Source organism: Vibrio sp. Vb2960, from assembly GCF_033337665.1.
Lineage (GTDB): Bacteria > Pseudomonadota > Gammaproteobacteria > Enterobacterales > Vibrionaceae > Vibrio > Vibrio alginolyticus.
The window spans coordinates 15,870-34,493 of the sequence record NZ_JAWORD010000006.1; the positions used below are offsets into that span (position 1 = coordinate 15,870).

Annotated in this window: 13 protein-coding genes; 8 read left to right on the forward strand and 5 right to left on the reverse strand. The window is 44.2% G+C overall.

Annotated features, from left to right (window positions below):
* Positions 1-187 precede the first annotated feature (187 nt).
* From R7O03_RS06630 to fabV, 7 genes are all read left to right on the forward strand, one after another.
* A complete protein-coding gene (locus R7O03_RS06630; RefSeq protein WP_005378040.1) occupies positions 188-859 on the forward strand; it encodes an ABC transporter ATP-binding protein in 672 nt (223 codons plus the stop codon).
* A complete protein-coding gene (locus R7O03_RS06635; RefSeq protein WP_213970479.1) occupies positions 840-3,293 on the forward strand; it encodes an ABC transporter permease in 2,454 nt (817 codons plus the stop codon). Before R7O03_RS06630 ends, R7O03_RS06635 begins: the two co-directional genes overlap by 20 nt.
* Complete coding sequence (locus R7O03_RS06640) at positions 3,293-4,417, forward strand: lipocalin-like domain-containing protein (protein ID WP_318118557.1); 1,125 nt, start codon at positions 3,293-3,295, stop codon at positions 4,415-4,417. The genes R7O03_RS06635 and R7O03_RS06640 overlap by 1 nt, the downstream gene beginning before the upstream one ends.
* A 330-nt stretch (positions 4,418-4,747) precedes the next feature.
* Positions 4,748-5,899, forward strand: coding sequence for a Na+/H+ antiporter NhaA (gene nhaA, locus R7O03_RS06645; protein WP_005378034.1), 1,152 nt, complete (start codon positions 4,748-4,750; stop codon positions 5,897-5,899).
* 717 nt (positions 5,900-6,616) lie between these two features.
* Positions 6,617-7,252 carry a TetR/AcrR family transcriptional regulator gene (locus tag R7O03_RS06650; RefSeq protein ID WP_005378033.1) on the forward strand — a complete coding sequence of 212 codons (636 nt, stop codon included), beginning with the start codon at positions 6,617-6,619 and terminating at the stop codon, positions 7,250-7,252.
* Positions 7,253-7,323: 71 nt separating this feature from the next.
* Positions 7,324-9,606, forward strand: coding sequence for an acyl-CoA dehydrogenase (locus R7O03_RS06655; RefSeq protein WP_262606590.1), 2,283 nt, complete (start codon positions 7,324-7,326; stop codon positions 9,604-9,606).
* Positions 9,607-9,780: 174 nt separating this feature from the next.
* Entirely contained in the window at positions 9,781-10,983 is a 1,203-nt protein-coding gene (gene fabV, locus R7O03_RS06660; RefSeq protein ID WP_005388648.1) for an enoyl-ACP reductase FabV, read from the forward strand.
* A gap of 78 nt (positions 10,984-11,061) precedes the next feature.
* On the opposite strand, the gene R7O03_RS06665 is transcribed toward fabV, so the two are convergent.
* The gene (locus tag R7O03_RS06665; RefSeq protein WP_005378028.1) at positions 11,062-12,744 is read right to left on the reverse strand and encodes an aspartate:alanine antiporter; all 1,683 of its coding nucleotides are present in this window, start codon (positions 12,742-12,744) and stop codon (positions 11,062-11,064) included.
* A 175-nt stretch (positions 12,745-12,919) separates the two neighbouring features.
* The gene (locus tag R7O03_RS06670; protein WP_005378026.1) at positions 12,920-13,186 is read right to left on the reverse strand and encodes a GrxA family glutaredoxin; all 267 of its coding nucleotides are present in this window, start codon (positions 13,184-13,186) and stop codon (positions 12,920-12,922) included.
* A 377-nt stretch (positions 13,187-13,563) separates the two neighbouring features.
* Between R7O03_RS06670 and R7O03_RS06675 the strand changes: the two genes are divergently transcribed.
* Complete coding sequence (locus R7O03_RS06675) at positions 13,564-14,808, forward strand: iron-containing alcohol dehydrogenase (RefSeq protein ID WP_005388646.1); 1,245 nt, start codon at positions 13,564-13,566, stop codon at positions 14,806-14,808.
* Positions 14,809-14,884: 76 nt separating this feature from the next.
* Here R7O03_RS06675 and R7O03_RS06680 read toward each other — a convergent pair whose 3' ends face one another.
* From R7O03_RS06680 to R7O03_RS06690, 3 genes are all read right to left on the reverse strand, one after another.
* Entirely contained in the window at positions 14,885-15,739 is an 855-nt protein-coding gene (locus R7O03_RS06680; RefSeq protein ID WP_005378021.1) for a MurR/RpiR family transcriptional regulator, read from the reverse strand.
* Between the two features lie 311 nt (positions 15,740-16,050).
* Positions 16,051-17,697, reverse strand: a complete 1,647-nt coding sequence (gene panP, locus R7O03_RS06685; protein ID WP_318131604.1) for a pyridoxal-dependent aspartate 1-decarboxylase PanP — start codon at positions 17,695-17,697, stop codon at positions 16,051-16,053.
* 211 nt (positions 17,698-17,908) lie between these two features.
* Complete coding sequence (locus tag R7O03_RS06690) at positions 17,909-18,421, reverse strand: hypothetical protein (RefSeq protein WP_017634875.1); 513 nt, start codon at positions 18,419-18,421, stop codon at positions 17,909-17,911.
* Between the last annotated feature and the right edge of the window lie 203 nt (positions 18,422-18,624).

The window sequence follows — 18,624 nt, forward strand, 5'->3', positions numbered from 1 at the left end:
GGAGGAACAGAGTTTATTTTGGCTGCAAAAATCTGCTCAAAACGTCAACAAAATTAGCAACAGAAAGTGAATCGAGTTGCATTTGTACTTCCATAGTGTGATCAAGCATTCAAAATACTTTCTACTAACAGGATTTTAGTGTAGATTCTGATCCCAATTTTTAAACACCATCCGAGCGGCATAATCAATGTTAAAACTGTCAGACCTATGTAAAGGCTATGTAGACGGGGGAGAGTTTCACCCTGTATTACAAGGGGCAGAATTAACATTGCAGCAAGGCGACCAAGTTGCTCTGATGGGAGAAAGTGGTTCGGGTAAAAGTACTCTGCTGAATTTAATCGCCGGATTAGATACTGCTGACTCTGGTGAAGTGCAGTTTCCAAATTTTGCTATGCATGAAGCACCGGAGCATTTAAGAACCCTTTATCGCCGCAACAATATTGGTAATATCTTCCAACAATTCAACCTGCTTCCTACACTTAATATTGCCGACAATATTCGTTTTTGTCGTCAGTTAAAAGGTCTGCCGGAAGATAAAGAGTTGTGGCGTCAAATTCTTTCTGCTTTGGACTTAATGCCATTGCTAGGACGTTATCCGGAAGAGGCGTCTGGTGGTCAGCAACAACGTGCGGCGATTGCTCGCGCCCTTTATATGGAACCCAAAATCCTGCTTGCTGATGAGCCAACTGGTAGCCTAGACGAGCGAAACGCAGAAGCAGTAATGCGCTTATTAACGAGTCTCGCTCGCCAATTGGAGTGTACTTTGCTGTTAGTGACGCACAGTGAAAAAGTGGCCGCCCATATGGAAGGAAAGATTCGACTTCAAGGAGGGCAGCTACATGTTATGGCCCGTAGTTAAGGCACTACTCGGTCATTACCGTCGTTACCCTCTACAAATTATTCTTGTCTGGCTGGGATTAACTTTAGGCGTGTCCCTCCTTGTTGGTGTTACTTCTATCAACCAGCATGCAAAACAAAGTTATGCTACTGGGGAAAAGCTTTTCTCCAATCCTTTGCCATACCGAATCCGAACGAAGCACTCTGCCAATAAAATTCCTCAAGGTTTCTATATTCAGTTACGTCGAGCTGGGTTCAACCAATGTGCACCGTTTGACGTGCTTCATCTAGATGCCAAGACCGATATGAGCCTGATGTTGGTGGGGATAGATCCTGTCGCGATGATCCCACTACAACAAGGAAAATCGCTAGGTGAGATGCCTGTTTTATCACTAATGAAGCCTCCTTATCCTATTCTTGTTAGTCAAGATTTGGCCGCTTACATGAGTTGGCAGGATGGGGATTTCATTGAGATGAATGATGGAAGCCGTCTTGGGCCTATTCAAGTAGATAAGGACAAGATGCTTTCAGGTACTCGGCTGGTTACTGATATATCGTTGTTGCGTATGCTCAAGCGGAGCTCAGGTTTGTCTGCGATTTCTTGTGGCGAAATGCCAGAGGAAAAGCTAATAGCACTGAAAAACATGCTGCCAAACGGAATGACGCTTGTTAGGAATACGCGTACTGAGCTTGAGTCGCTAACTAACGCATTCCATATGAATCTCACCGCGATGGGAATGCTGTCGTTTTTGGTCGGGTTGTTTATTTTTTATCAAGCGATGTCTCTGTCTTTCATCCAGCGACAACGTTTGGTCGGTATTTTGAGACAGACTGGTGTTAACGGAACACAGTTAGCGCAAGCCTTATTGCTAGAGTTGTCTTTGCTCGTCTTTATTGCGTGGGCGTGTGGTAACTTTTTTGGCTTGATCTTAGCGAATGAACTTATCCCAGCAGTGTCTTCGAGCCTGAGTGATTTGTATGATGCCAACGTAGGTTTAACCATAGGATGGTCATGGCAATCTAGCTTATATAGCCTAATCATGGCAGCGATGGGTGCGTTGATATCGTGTCTGTGGCCATTAATCCGTTTGCTGAAGTCACAACCAATCCGCCTTTCTTCTCGACTGTCGCTAATGCGATTTGCTGGAAGAGAGTTCTCTTGGCAGGCGCTTGCGGCATGTGCGTTTTGTGTCGCTGCAATAGCGGTATATCAGGCGCCGAAAACACAAGAAACCGGCTTTGCAATTATTGCGCTGATGTTGATTAGTGTGGCGTTGTTTATGCCATTTATTATGTGGCATATGTTCCAAAGTTTTTCTTATACCATGCGATGGGTTCGTGTCCGTTGGTTTTTTGCTGATGCAGCAGCCAGCATGAGCTATCGAGGTGTGGCTACGATGGCGTTTATGTTAGCGCTGGCGGCAAACATTGGTGTAGAAACAATGGTCGGAAGCTTTCGAGATACAACCGATAAGTGGCTAAATCAGCGATTAGCCGCTGATGTGTACATCTATCCGACTAACAATTCAGCCGCTAGGATGAGCGCATGGCTCCAGAATCAGCCAGAGGTGAACTCGGTTTGGTGGCGCTGGGAAAAAGATATGCCGACCGAGCATGGTGCTCTGCAAGTTGTGAGTACTGGCTCTTCTGAAGGTGAGTTAGACTCACTTACCGTCAAGTTAGGTGTCCCAAATTACTGGTATCAACTGCACGCTACCAAGAGCTTAATGGTCAGTGAGTCGATGGCCTTGAAGCTGGATATCCGCCCTGGCGATTTCATTAACTTGCAAGAACCGCTTGGTGGTGATTGGCAAGTCGTAGGCGTTTACTACGATTATGGAAACCCATATAACCAGGTGATGATGTCGCACCGGAATTGGCTGTATGCATTTGCAGGTACGGGTAATGTTGGTCTTGGCGTAGTATTAAAAGATAACGTCAATGGAGAAGGGCTGAAAAATCGCTTAGAGAATGTATTCCGTCTCCCGCAAGATCGTGTGTTTGATAACGGTAATATTTATAGCCAAGCAATGAGAGTGTTTGATCATACCTTTGCGATAGCAGGAACCTTGGGCAATATCACGCTGATTATTGCCGTGTTTGGTTTATTCTTTGCGACGTTGGCAGGAGAGCTTTCACGGCAGCGGCATTTTTCCTTATTAAGGTGCATGGGTGTGTCCGGAAAAGAACTTGTCGTATTAGGTGGTTTGCAGCTATTCGTCTTCGGAGCCATTTCTGCGATTATTGCAGTGCCGCTCGGCTTGGCGCTCGCACATTTGATCGTTGATATTATCATTAAGCAATCATTTGGCTGGTCTCTAGAGCTTCAAACGATTCCATGGGAGTATGCTCAAACCATTGCTTGGGCGATGCTTGCCATCATGGTTGCTGGCGCATTGCCAGTTATTAGAATGATCAAAAGTACACCGATGAAGTCATTAAGGGACGCGTTGTAATGAAAAAAATGGGCTCTAAAAAACGCTTGTTGGTTTCAACGCTCATTGTTGTTACGTTCGCTTTTCTGACTGGGGCTGCTTTTTACTCAACTTTTTGGTTAGAGGCGACAGCAACACGAGAAAGCGAACTTGATTCTATCTTAACGCGTGAAAATCAAACGATTTTCGAGCCTGTACTACCTAATGAGCATGTCTCTTTACCCTCAGACTTTCGCTTTCATCCCGAGTATCAGCATGAATGGTGGCACTACTTTGCGAAACTAAAAGATGAGCAAGGCAAGATCTACAATGTTCAATGGAGCTATTTCAGGGTTGCGACGGACGAGCGAGAAACCAGCGGTTGGCAGAACCCTCAATTGTACATTTCACATGTTGTCGTCAGTCATGGCTCGCATGTATGGAAAGAGCAACGGGTAGCTAGAGGTGGGATAGGCCAAGCTGGTATGATCAATCGTCCTTTCAGGTTATGGATTGATAATTGGACTTGGCGAACACTCGGTGCGACGCCTTTCCCGGGCAACTTGAATGTGAATACTGATACGTTTGGACTTGAGCTCAATACCATGACAAGCGGCCCCTTTGTGGTGAATGGAGACAAAGGCTTCCAAGTTAAACATGCGTTGCAATCTGTTGCTTCTTTCAGCTTCAGTGCTCCATTTTTAAAAGTAAAAGGCAGCTTAAGCTTAAATGGTAAGCGATTCTCAGTGACGGGTTCTGCTTGGGCGCAAAAAGAGTGGGGCAGCGGCTTAATTGGTGAGGGGCAACAAGGCTGGGATTGGTTTGTTTTCAATTTAGATGATGGTCGAGCATTAACTGTTAGCCGTTATCGTCACCATGGGCAAACACCGCACGTGTTTGGCACGTTGTCGACACGCTCAGGTAAAGTCATCAACCTCTCAGACGATGATATCAGTATTAAACCAATGCAAGTGACCAGTTTATCCAATGGAAGAAGGTTACCTTTGCAGTGGATTATCAATATTCCGAAGCATCAAATTAATTTGACTACCCGCATTATCAAGTCAGATATGTGGCTACCCTTTGTAATACCTTACTGGGAAGGGCCTACTTTAGCTTCCGGCTCCAATGAGGCTTGGGGCTTTATGCAGCTGACAGGCTATTGAGTTGTGAAGAAAACCCCCCCCTACGGGTGGTTTTTTAGTGCGCGAAGCTTCCTAGCTTTTTCTCAAAAGTACGGGGTTATCATGATGGTACAAGCCGTGTTATGCTGATTTTCTCATCATCTTGATAAATATTTGGTGCGACAAAAACAAATACGATGTCCGATCAAAATTGAGTGTCATGTTGGAAAATACGATGTATAGTAAACTTAACATCGAAAAAACCGAAGTTTATACTCTGAAGAAGCGATTATTCTAAAGTTTTCGACAGCTATACACTCTTATCACTCTTTGTTAATCGTTTATTAAGATAATAAATATAAGGACGAAACCATGAACGATGTCATTCGTGACTTTTTCAAAATGGAATCAGCAGGTGGTATTCTTCTCGTAATTGCAGCGGCAATTGCGATGACCATTGCTAACTCACCGCTGGGCGAAACTTATCAATCTGTACTGCATACTTATGTATTCGGTATGTCAGTTTCTCACTGGATTAATGACGGCCTAATGGCTGTTTTCTTCTTACTTATTGGCCTTGAAGTGAAGCGAGAGCTACTTGAAGGAGCGCTAAAATCAAAAGAAACCGCAATTTTCCCTGCGATTGCAGCGGTTGGTGGTATGTTAGCCCCTGCTCTTATTTACGTTGCGTTTAATGCTAACGACCCAGAGGCGGTTTCTGGCTGGGCCATTCCAGCTGCGACGGATATTGCATTTGCTCTAGGTATCATGGCGCTACTAGGTAAGCGCGTACCAGTAAGCCTTAAAGTGTTTTTGTTAGCTCTCGCTATCATCGACGATTTAGGCGTGGTTGTTATTATTGCACTGTTTTACACAGGTGATCTTTCTAGCATGGCGCTGCTTGTTGGCTTCATCATGACTGGTGTCCTGTTCATGTTGAATGCGAAGGAAGTAACGAAACTGACGCCATACATGATAGTCGGCGCGATCTTATGGTTTGCGGTACTTAAATCTGGTGTTCACGCAACACTTGCAGGCGTAGTGATCGGCTTTGCTATTCCTCTTAAGGGTAAACAGGGCGAACATTCCCCACTTAAGCACATGGAGCACGCACTTCATCCATACGTGGCATTTGGTATCTTACCTCTATTCGCATTTGCAAATGCGGGGATTTCGCTAGAAGGCGTATCGATGTCAGGCCTAACTTCAATGCTGCCATTAGGTATTGCTTTGGGGCTACTGGTTGGTAAGCCTCTAGGTATCTTCACCTTTAGTTGGGCAGCTGTGAAAATGGGTGTAGCTAAGTTACCGGAAGGCATTAACTTCAAGCATATCTTTGCGGTCTCTGTGTTGTGTGGTATCGGTTTTACAATGTCTATATTCATTTCCTCTTTAGCGTTTGGAAATGTAAGCCCTGAGTTTGATACCTATGCTCGACTAGGTATCTTAATGGGCTCGACGACAGCCGCGTTACTTGGCTACGCGTTACTGCACTTTTCTTTGCCTAAGAAAGCGCAAGCGTAAGATACACACTGTTTAGTAAAGCCTCCCATTCGGGAGGCTTTTTTATGTCTGCAGATTGGCACATCAACCACTTCAGGGTGGTTACTTTTGTGACCAACTAAGGTCTAGCTTATGGAGTTGGGGCAAATCATCGAAAGAGGCGCTTGGTAAATCTACAGGCGAAAAAAAGCCCAGCCGAAAATTTGACTGGGCGGATACAAACATAGGAGTTAATAAGAAAAAAGCAGCAACGTAACAATTAGATGGAAACAAGTTTGACGGCCAGTGAAACTTCAAATGCCCTAACTGTTACGTATATTCAGACCGAGCCTTTTCCAAACAGTTCCATTTTTTTTCAAAAAATTTCTACTTAATGCTTTCTAGCTTCTTACACACCCGAAAGTAATAGAAAAATCGAGATGGATTACCAACTTGGCGAAGTTACTAACTTCTGTGTTTCTAATTTTATCTTCCCTAGAACCGAAGATGTATTTCATACTCTCGTCGCTCACTCCGAGCCGCCATGGCTATTGTTAGCGTTTCAATTGCGATGGACTGAGAAATTTGATCGTTTTCTTCTGACAAGCTTCACTGGAGTATTCGATTGAATTTCAAAAGATTAGATCACACCTTTTACTGCCTGGTCAGACCAATTGGTTAAAGTGTGATGTTAATCATTTGTTAATCTTAAGTTTCGGGAGTATATTTTCAAACAGTTGTTTAATACGAGTGATTAAAATGGCCCCGAGAACATCAACAAAAGAAAAAATACTCGATGTCGCAGAAGGACTCTTTGCTGAACATGGCTTTAATGATACTTCGCTAAGAACGATAACAGGTAAAGCTAACGTTAACTTAGCATCGGTAAACTATCACTTTGGCGATAAAAAAACGCTGGTTAGAGCGGTTTTAGATAGGTATTTAGAAGCACTAATGCCGAGCATTAAGACTTCATTAATTGAGTTAAACACGCGCGATAGCTACAACATGGACGATGTCTTTGAGTCATTGCGATTACCTTTACGTACATTAAATGATGTACGCCCAAATGGTACTGCGCTATTTATGTTGTTAATTGGCCGCGGTTATACAGACGTTCAAGGTCATCTACGCTGGTTCATTACCACCAGATACGAAGAGGTACTGAACCTTTTCACTTTCTCGATAATGAAGGCGAACCCGGAACTATGTGAAGAACAGTTGTTTTGGCGACTGCACTTCACGTTAGGAACCTGTGTATTTACGATGGCTTCAAGCCAAGCTCTTTCGGAGCTGGCAGAAAGTAAGTTTGAAAAGGAAGTCGATGTGAAATCTGTCGTCGATTTACTGATTCCATATTTGTCAGCAGGAATGTCAGCAAAGCAGTTGGCATAAGACAAATAAGAAAGTTAAACCAATAATAAGATTATACCCCGAGCGGTTACGTGAACAAAAGGATCTGAACTATGAGCTCTCTACGAAGAAAATGGATTAGTGACCCGGCTTTTAAAGTGTTCAAAAAAGTATTGCCACCTCTGTCTAGCACCGAGAAAGAGGCGATGGAAGCGGGTAGTGTATGGTGGGATGCCGAACTATTCTCAGGCAAGCCAAACTTCACAACATTGCATCATTATCCAACGCCTACACTGACGGCAGAAGAGCAGTCATTTATGGATAATGAGCTTGAGACCCTGCTAGAAATGCTTGATGACCAGAAGATTGTCAAAGAAGACAGGGATTTACCGCCTGAAGTATGGGAGTACCTACGTAAAGAGCGATTTTTCTCTTTGATCATCTCGAAAGCATATGGTGGTCGTGAATTTTCCGCTTTGGCGAACTCAACCATTGTTTCTCGTATTGCGACTCGAAGTATCAGTACCGCGGTATCGGTAATGGTACCGAACTCTCTTGGCCCTGGTGAGCTGCTATCGCACTATGGTACGCAAGAGCAAAAAGATTACTGGTTGCCTCGTTTAGCTGATGGTACAGACATCCCTTGTTTCGCCCTAACTGGCCCTGAAGCGGGTTCTGATGCAGGTGGCATACCTGATCAAGGCGTGGTTTGTTACGGCACCCATGAAGGCAAAGAAGTGCTTGGCGTGCGAGTTAGTTGGAATAAACGCTACATCACGCTTGCGCCAGTTGCGACAGTGCTCGGGTTAGCATTTAAACTGCAGGATCCTGAAGGGCTACTTGGTGACAAGAAAGAGGTTGGCATTACATGTGCGTTGATTCCCGCTGACCATGTAGGTGTCGAGATAGGCGAGCGCCATGATCCTCTGGGGTCTGCGTTCATGAATGGCCCTACTCGTGGTGAAGATGTCTTCATCCCTATGGACTGGTTGATCGGTGGCGCTGATTACGCAGGTAAAGGTTGGCGTATGCTGGTTGAGTGTCTTTCTGCTGGTCGTGGTATCTCTCTCCCAGCGCTTGGCACAGCGATTGGTCACCTTACTACACGTACAACAGGTGCTTATGCTTACGTGCGTAAACAGTTTGGTATGTCGATCGGTAAGTTTGAAGGTGTCGCAGAAGCGATGGGGCGCATTGGTGGTCTTACTTACCTACTAGAAGCGACGCGTACGCTAACGACGACTTCTCTCGATATGAAAGAAAAACCTGGGATTGTAACCGCGATTGCCAAGTACCACATGACAGAAATCGCGCGTACCATTCTAAATGATTCGTTTGATATCCATGCGGGTCGTGCGATTCAAGATGGTCCAATGAACTATCTTGCTAAACATTACCTTGGCATCCCAGTTGCTATCACTGTTGAAGGCGCGAATATTCTGACTCGTAACCTGATGATTTTTGGTCAAGGTGCGACTCGATGCCACCCATATGTTCTAAAAGAAATGGAAGCCGCGGCGAATCCAGATTCTGAACAAGGTGCGAAAGAATTTGACAACCTACTCTTTAAACACATCAAGCACGCTCTCGGTAATACATTCGGTGCATTTGGTGCAGCACTAACTGGTTCTCGATTTGTTAACGCGCACATGAGTGGCCCAACGCAGCAATACTACAAAGACATTACTCGTCTTAGTCGTGCACTTGCAGTAAGTGCAGACTTTGCGATGTTAACCTTAGGTGGAGACTTGAAGCGTAAAGAAATGATCTCAGCACGTTTGGGTGATGGATTAAGCTATCTATACATGGCATCTGCTGCCTTGAAAAAGTATGAAGATGAAGGCCGTCAACAAGGCGATCTAGACTTCGTTCATTACGCTGTTCAACACTGTTTGTATAACGCTTCTAAGTCATTAAATGAGGCTTACACCAACTTCCCTGTGAAATACGTTGGCGGTGTGCTTAAGGGGCTATTGTTCCCGCTTGGTAATCATTTCAATAAGCCAAGTGATGAGCTGTGTGTGAATTTGGCTGAAGCGATGATGACACCAGGCGCGCAACGTGATCGCCTCACGCATCTGTGCTACATCGGAAAATCAGAGGATGACAGCGTAGGCTTAATGGAGAATGCATTCCTTGCAATGTACGACATTAAACCTTTGGAGCGTAAACTTATGAAGGCTGCGAAGGATGGTAAAGTGGCTCGTAAAGGTCTGCTGCATGACCGTTTGCAGCAAGCATTTGAAGCAGGCGTGTTAACTGAGCAAGAAATTGATCAAATCATGGCTGCAGATAAATTGCGCTACAAGGCGATTCAAGTTGACCACTTTAGTCATGACTTTTCTGAAGTGCGAACTCATAGCCCAAAAAAGTCGCAGTTGAATCCGGCGGCATAATAGACAACTAATGTTAAGAAAAGCACCTCAATGAGGTGCTTTTTTGTATTCTTGGGGAGTGGATGGTGGGATAGTGCTCCAACCACTTGCCTTTTAAGAGCATTTTTACAGAAATTAGATGCGAAATCCCAACGAAACTTTTATCCTAACAAGGTTTTTTAAAGGAAGTTGAATATGATCATCAAACCTAGAATTCGTGGATTTATCTGTACTACAACGCACCCTGTTGGTTGTGAAGCTAACGTAAAAGAACAAATTGCGTACACCAAAGCGCAAGGTCCAATCAAAAACGCACCTAAGCGTGTTCTTGTTGTTGGTGCATCAAGTGGCTACGGTCTATCTTCTCGTATCGCTGCGGCATTTGGTGGCGGTGCATCAACTATCGGTGTTTTCTTCGAAAAAGAAGGTACTGAGAAGAAACCAGGTACAGCAGGTTTTTACAATGCCGCTGCTTTTGAAAAGCTAGCGCGTGAAGAAGGTCTGTACGCAAAAAGCTTAAACGGCGACGCTTTCTCAAATGAAGCGAAACAGAAAACTATCGAGCTCATCAAAGAAGACTTAGGTCAAATCGATATGGTGGTTTACTCACTGGCATCTCCAGTACGTAAAATGCCAGAAACTGGTGAATTAGTTCGTTCATCTCTTAAACCTATCGGTGAAACTTACACATCAACGGCTGTTGATACCAACAAAGATGTGATCATCGAAGCTAGCGTTGAGCCTGCAACAGAAGAAGAAATCAAAGACACTGTCACTGTAATGGGCGGTGAAGATTGGGAACTTTGGATCAATGCGTTGTCTGATGCTGGTGTTCTTGCTGAAGGTTGTAAGACCGTCGCGTATAGCTACATTGGTACTGAGCTAACTTGGCCAATTTATTGGGATGGTGCACTAGGTAAAGCAAAAATGGACCTAGACCGTGCAGCGAAAGCGCTAAACGACAAGTTAGCAGCAACAGGTGGTAGTGCCAATGTTGCGGTACTTAAATCTGTTGTAACTCAGGCGAGTTCTGCAATTCCTGTTATGCCACTGTACATCGCAATGGTATTCAAGAAAATGCGCGAAGAAGGTGTACACGAAGGTTGTATGGAACAAATCTACCGTATGTTCAGCCAACGTCTATACAAAGAAGACGGTAGCGCGGCAGAAGTTGATGAGATGAACCGCCTACGTCTGGATGACTGGGAACTTCGTGACGACATTCAGCAGCACTGTCGTGAGCTATGGCCTCAAATTACGACTGAGAACCTAAAAGAGCTGACTGACTACGTTGAGTACAAAGAAGAGTTCTTGAAACTATTTGGTTTCGGCGTTGAAGGCGTAGATTACGAAGCGGATGTGAATCCAGCAGTTGAAGCAGACTTCATTCAAATCTAATCGAATCACAGACTAGATAACCAATAAACAAAAGGCGCTCATTGAGCGCCTTTTTGTATTTCATAGTCAAAGTGAGTATTAACTTAGTATTATCAGAATCGTACCAGCTAGCGTCATTAAAATATTCGCAATCGCATAGGTACCCGCATAACCAAGGGCTGGGATGGTGGACTTAGCGTAGTCGTTAACGACATCCATAGCCGGAGCGCAAGTACGGGCGCCAATAATGGCACCGAAGAGCAGGGCACGGTTCATCTTGAGTACGTGTGCGCCAACTAAGTAAGCCAGAACTACAGGCACAACACTGACAATAAATGCCAAACCAATGACTTTTGGTCCTACTTGCGTTAGGTGCTCGAACATCTTTCCACCTGCACTTAGACCAATTCCGACCATAAAGAACATTAACCCTAGATCTTTGACCATATTCAGCGCCCCTTGTGGGACATAACCGAAAGTAGGGTGATTTGCTCGTAAAAAACCAAGCGTAATACCGGATAACAGAAGACCCACCGCATTACCCAAACTGAAAGACACCTGACCGAATGTCATTGTGATGAGGCCAAACAGAATACCCAAAATAAAGAAGCTACAAAAAGCGAGCAAATCGGCCATTTGACTGTGGATCGAGATGAAACCGATTTTTTCCGCCAGTCCATGTACTCGGCTTTTCTCGCCGCTCACTTGAAGGACGTCCCCTTTAGCGAGCACAATGTCTAAGTCCATAGGCATTTCAATCTGAGCGCGAACTACGCGGTTTAAGAAACAGCCAAACTCAGACAAATTCAAATCCGATAAACGCTTACCAGCGATAGCGTCACTTTTTACGACGATTTCTTCTTCAACGATGCGCAAATCAAGCAAGTTACGGTCGAATACTTCTTTACCATTACGGAAGCTAGGGTCTAAGCGAGCATGGCTGTCAGGGAAGCCAACCAGTGCAATTTCATCTCCCTCTTGCAAGATAGCATCACCATCTGGGTGGGCGAGAATACCATTGCGACGGATTCGTTCAATGTAACAGCCAGTTTGACGATAAATACCCAGTTCTCGCAAGTTTTTACCATCAGTCCAGTCAATTAGCTCTGGGCCCACTCGGTAAGCTCGAATAATGGGTAAATACACTTTTCTCTGGCTTGAATTTCCAAGGCCACGCTCTTGTGCGATTTGCTGCGCGGAATCAGAAAGGTTTTGTTTTTGCAGTTTTGGCAACAATTTAGCAAACATGATCATGCTAATTAAGCCGACCAGATAAGCCATCGCGTAGCCTACGGATAGATTTTCTAATACCAGAGAAAATTCCATATTCCGCGGTATAGTCGCAAGGCCAGAGTTAAGAGCATCTTGTGCACCAACCAGTACTGGCGTTGCGGTCAATGCGCCTGCCATCATACCTGCGGATAAGCCAAAATCGAGGCCGAAATAGTGACTCAAGCCATACGTTAAGCTGACCGCAGACACGAGAACAGTCATGCTTAAAATAAAATAATGCTTACCATCTCTGAAGAATATACCAAAAAAGTTTGGTCCAGCTTCAATGCCAACGCAGTAGATAAACAGCATAAAGCCAATGGTTAAAGCTTCTGCATTAAATGAGAAACCAAGGTGGCCCATTACCAAAGAGGTAATAAGAACGCCAATAGAGTTGCCTAATTGTAATTTGCCAAATCGAATTTTTCCGATGGCAAGGCCAATGGCTAATACGACGAAGATTAGAAGGATAGGGTTTTGCTCGAGAAGGTATACGACGTCTATGTTCACTGTGTGGCTCGGTAGAGTGTGTGCCAAAAAAGATTAAGAACTGTGAATTGTAACTAAATATAGCAAAAAGATAAGTGAATTTTTTTAGGTTTTACCATTAGTTGACTTAACGTAATAACCAGCTGAAAAATAATAAAAAAGCCGCATGAAGCGGCTTTTTTGAAAACAGTCTTTATTACTCGTCAAATAGACCTAGGTGCTCTTTCGCGTATGCTTCGAACTCGTCGCAGCCACCGATGTGCTCTTGGTCGATAAAGATCTGAGGAACGGTTTCAACTGGTTTACCAACTGTTTTCTCAAGATCTGCTTTAGAAATACCTTCAGCGTGAATATCAACGTAACGGTAGTTGAAGTCATCACGTTTTGCTTTTAGCGTTTCTGCGTGCTCTTTTGCACGAACACAGAAAGGACATGCAGGGCGACCAAAGATAACAACGAACATAATCTTATTTCTCCTAAATCTATTCTTTTTTGAAAGCGTACAAAACATAGCGGCTGAGTGCGCTTTCTTTTGTTGGAGTAACTATGCCCGATCCAGATACGGAAATAAAGCGGCAATTACCTCTTGGTTCTATAGGTGAAATCTATCGAATAAAAACTAAACGCGTGTTCTTATTTTACGGCTCTGAAGTATGTGAAGTGACGCATAAAAAACATACATTCTAAAGGGTTAATGATGGCAAGGTGGAATTGGTCAATTTTTTTTGTTTAAAAAAATAGCAATCTATTTTGGCTATACGCAAATAACTTCAACTCTAACATAAGTGTTAAATCAGAGGGCGAGAGGTTATTTGGGTATATTCTTTTGGGAGGGTGTGTATGTTTCAGTTTATGACTGCAACAAGGATTATATTTGGTGAAGGTGCACTTCAATCTTCATTATCCGTTATTAACCAATTTGGCTACAGTGTTTTGCTGGTCACTGGGCAGGATACCCAACGAGCCGCCCCCATTATCCAATATCTTAAAGCTCAAAATATGCGTTACCAGCACGTAGCTATCGTTGGTGAACCATACATCACGATGGTAGAAGAGACCGCAGTGCTCGGTAGAAAATTCCAACCTGATATGGTGGTTGCGATAGGTGGTGGCAGCGTCATCGATATGGGCAAAGCCTTAGCTGCCATTATTCCCAATCAAGGCAATGTTTACGATTACGTAGAAGTGGTAGGAAGAAGCGTCCCTTTAAAAGCAAAGCCTCTTCATTTTATTGCGATTCCTACGACAGCAAGCACCGGTTCAGAAGTGACCAGAAATGCTGTGCTGAAATCTGGACAAGATAAAGTGAAAGTGAGTCTTCGAAGTCCTGATATGCTCGCAGACGTTGCCATTGTAGACCCGACACTTACTTACGGGACCGACCAATACACATCTGGACGTGGCGCAATGGATGCGTTCACTCATTTAATGGAAGCGTATGTGTGTGGTGAGCCAAACCCTCTTACTGATATGGTCTGCGAAGAGGGGCTACGTCGTTTAAGCCGTTCAGTGATTGCCGCTTGTAAGCAAGATAATCATAAGGCGCGCTCTGATTTATCGTTCGCTGCATTGCTTGGTGGTATGGCGATTACTAATGCCAAATTAGGTGCCGCTCATGGGTTAGCATCGGCGTTAGGAGGCAAGTTAGACGCCCCCCATAGCGTTATTACGGCTCGCTTAGCTCCGCACGTGATGCAGGAGAACATTAACGCCGCTAAACTCGCGGGTAGGAATGATGTGATAAGTCGTTATCGCAAGCTGGCCCAATTAGTCACTGAGCGAGTAAACGCGAACGAACACGATGGAATTCTTTGGGTCAATATGGTGCTAGATAAGCTAGCGTTACCGCTACTGGCTCAATTTGGAGTATGCCAAACCTCTTTTGAGCAAGTGGCGAACGATGCGCTTAAATCAATGGCAATCAAAGGGAATCCTTTACCCCTGAATCAGGAACGTTTGATTTACATATTGCAGCAAGTCTGTGATTGTAGCGGAGAGTGCGCAGCTGAGAGTGCACAACATGTCAGTTCTGTTGAAGTACTGGAATCAAGAACGGACTTATCGAGTGTCAACGACTTAGGGTGATTGCTCCCTTAGCAGCATTAAAACAAAAGGGGAGCCTTGAGTTCCCCTAGATAAAGTATTGACTAAGCTTTAGTGCTTAGTACTGGCTTAGTTTGTCATAGCGACTGTCTTTCAACGCATCTTTTACGCGTTTTAGGTTCTCACGGAAACCTGTACCACGGCGAAGAGTGAAGCCAGTTGCTAGCACATCAATCACTGTCATTTGTACAACTCGGCTTGCCATTGGCATGTAAACGTCGGTATCTTCTGGAATATCGAGCGTGATGGCCAGCGAGCTTGCCTTTTCTAGAGGAGAATCCTTCGCTGTAATCGCAATAACCGTTGCGCCATTTTCACGAGCAAGGTTCGCTATTTCTACCTGACTCTTTGTTCGACCGGTATGAGAAATAAGAACCACAACATCATTATCACTGCAGTTGATACAACTCATGCGCTGCATAACAATATCTTCAAAACAAGTAATTGGAATATTAAAGCGAATAAACTTGTTTTGTGCGTCTCGGGCAACAGAAGATGATGCACCAAGGCCAAAGAATGAAATGCGCTTCGCTTGCGTTAGCAAATCGACCGCACGGTTCACTTGCATTGGATCTAGGCTATTTTTAGCGACATCTAAACACGCCATCGTCGATTCGAAAATCTTATGGGTGTACGCGTCTGGGCCATCGTCTTCTTCCACATTACGGTTAACGTAAGGGGTGCCGTTGGCTAGGCTCTGTGCCAAGTGAAGCTTAAAATCTGGAAAGCCCTTGGTGTCCAGACGACGACAGAAGCGGTTTACAGTGGGCTCACTAACGTCGGCCATTTTAGCCAGCGTTGCAATGCTTGAATGAATTGCAGTTTGTGGAGACGCCATAATTACTTCCGCAACTTTGCGCTCTGACTTACTGAAATTCTCCAGGTTTTTTTGAATTTTTTCTAATGTATTCATAGTGTTCACGAGGGTATAGAGAACAACTCGCTGGCTCTGCTAACGAAAGGAAACACGAAGATTCCGGAGTAGAGTGGGGCGTTAACGAAAACAACCAGCGCCATAGAATCAGTATAAACCTGATCTTCAATCAGTCTAAACCAATAACGGGTACTATTTAGTGAGAATTTGACAGGCCTCAAACAAAATGTTGTAAAAACTACAGAATTGGATGTGTAAACGAAGTTTTGTTGCGCTAGTCGTACGATAATGATGTTTGAGTTACATCAAAACGAAAAAAAATTTCAAATTGATGTAACTCGATCTGGCCGTTAAGACGATTGAATATCAACAACCAGCTGTTGAATTCTTTTCATCAAATTTGGTGCTTGCTTGGCGATTTCGCGTTGTTCATCAAGCACTGAGCTCAAAATTTCTTTTGTGGTCAGTGGATTTGCCAAAACCACTCGAAACACTATCGTATTCATGCGCTGCCATTGGTCTGGGTTCAGTCTTGTACGTGAAACGAACGATTTGCCCGTTTCGCGCTGACGCTTTTGAATAAACTGTGTTAACTCATTGATCAGCTCATTCAGTTGTTCTTTTTGTGAGCCTTCTGCTTGTGCTAATACTTCACGGATGAATGGCGGCAAATAACGGTATGTGAGCAGACAAAGCTCTGGTTCAGAAACTAACTCGAAATCATCTTGCTGTTTGATTAAATCCGCAAAGTATCGAGCTTTTTCAATGCTTTGGTCAATCAGAAGCTCGTAACCTGGGCGACTTATGATGTGCATTGCGGCGTAGACCAACATCGCCATGCCCGAACGTGAGCCTTCTAGTGTATGGCTGCCTAGGTCTTTTGAACCTTTGCGCAATATATATTGAGCGTGATGCTCTATGGATTTCATTGCGTCAGGGTCTTTGAACAGAACCATACCAGCGCCCATCGGGATGTAGAGCTGCTTGTGCGCATCAATAGTTACTGAGTCTGCCATTTCCACACCTTTAAGAAGGTGACGGTGATGGTTAGACATAAGTGTTGCGCCACCCCATGCGGCATCCACATGGAAGTGACAGCTGTGAGCTTGGCAGACTTCAGCGATTTCAGGCAATGGATCAACATTACCTGTCTCTGTTGTGCCAGCCACACCAATAACAGCAATAGGCTTGATATTTTGTTTTTCGAGCTCAACAATTTTCGCTTTCAGGTCGTTGACAACAATACGGTTGTTGGCATCGGTTTTAACCGCAACCAAGCCCTCTTGGCCTAGCCCTAATACATCGGCTGCTTTCTTAAGGGAGTAGTGACCACGCTCAGACACTAGCACCGCTAAGCCATCATAGCCATAGTGCTTCATGGCTTTAAAAAGGCCTTCCTTCTCAACGCCTTTAAATGAGCCATTGGCTCTTAACGCTTTGTTACGTGCTACCCAAAGCGCAGTGATATTGGCAATGGTGCCGCCGGAACAAAATGCGCCTAATGAGTGGTTTGCACTGTGCATCCACTGATTGTAAAACGTATCATTCTGACCATATATCAAGCGATGCAGCATACCCAAAACTTGACGCTCAAGTGGCGTAAAGGCTTTGGAAGTCTCTATTTTTACCAGGTTTTGGTTTAAGGCGATCATGATCTTTGACAGTGGCATCAAGAAATAAGGCAGTGCCGATGTCATATGACCAATGAAGCTTGGTGAAGATGTGTGAACTGAGTGCGACACCAAAGTGTCGAGTAAGTGCTCTGTATGATCTGACACGAACTCTGGCTGCTCAGGAATCTGAGCAGAAGAAAAGTCTTTTTCGATTTCGCGTAAAGGCTTTTCTTCTGCCACGATGTGTTCACGAAGAAATTGATTTAGATTTCGCGAGAGGCTCTCGTCAATTTTAGTTAACGTTGAGTCCGGACCTTCTGGGACAGTGAAGATCTTTAGCAAGCTCTCAAAGCTAACATCAGCGGTTTTTTGTTCCTTAACCATAGCAAAGAATCTTTGTAGTTATTTTGGTAATGCGAGCGGCACAATCTAAACTAAAACGGGCGCAAAGTCCCGTTTTAATTGTTGAAACCCAAGTTGTAGAAATGAAAATTTTAGGTGAAGGTTACGATATTCACATTAAAAAATTCTAGATTGAGTACGTTAAAACACTCTGATGTTATCGAATGCTAATCAACGACTAATGCGAGCAATCTTAGTCACATTTCTGCTTTTCAATCTTTTCTATTGACTGATTGTACTTATTAAGTGCGGTATCAATTTGTTGGGGATGACTAAGCAGATCAGCGAATGCTGAACGAAGCTCGTAGTTTTTTGGGTGGTTAGTTGATTGACGGTCGCTAAATGTCTGTTTTGCAACTTCACCTAACTTATCGCTTCGGGTCGCTAACTGCTTAACGTCATGTTGCTCTAGTTTTAACCATGCTTCGATTGGCTGTTCCGTCGCAACGCGGCTAGGGTCGTTCTCTAGAAAGTAGTGAACCGCTTCGCGGTTTAATTCAAAGTGATGTTTACGTCCATCCAAGAACCATTGACTAACTTCTTTCAGATCTGGATATTGGGTAACCGTCAAATCAACAAGATCTTGATACCACTGTAGTGAGGCATCGACGTAGCCATCGTATTTGCTAGCAAGACATTGTTGATCTGCGGCAAGCGTAAAAGTTGAGCTTGTAGCGAGGAGCGCTGCAACGACAAAGCGTTTCATTCTTCTTCCTTCTGGTTGTTATCCCTTTATTAACGCAATGCACATCAGTTGATGTTTCTCCCTTCTTTCTATTTGGTCGTGACAAATCGTTGGGCTGAATGACGAAAAGAAAGAGGGGTCTTGCCAAAAAATATTGACCACTTTGACGTTAACTGGGTATTTAAATTTTTGCCGTATTGTAATGGATGTTAAAGCGAAAACCT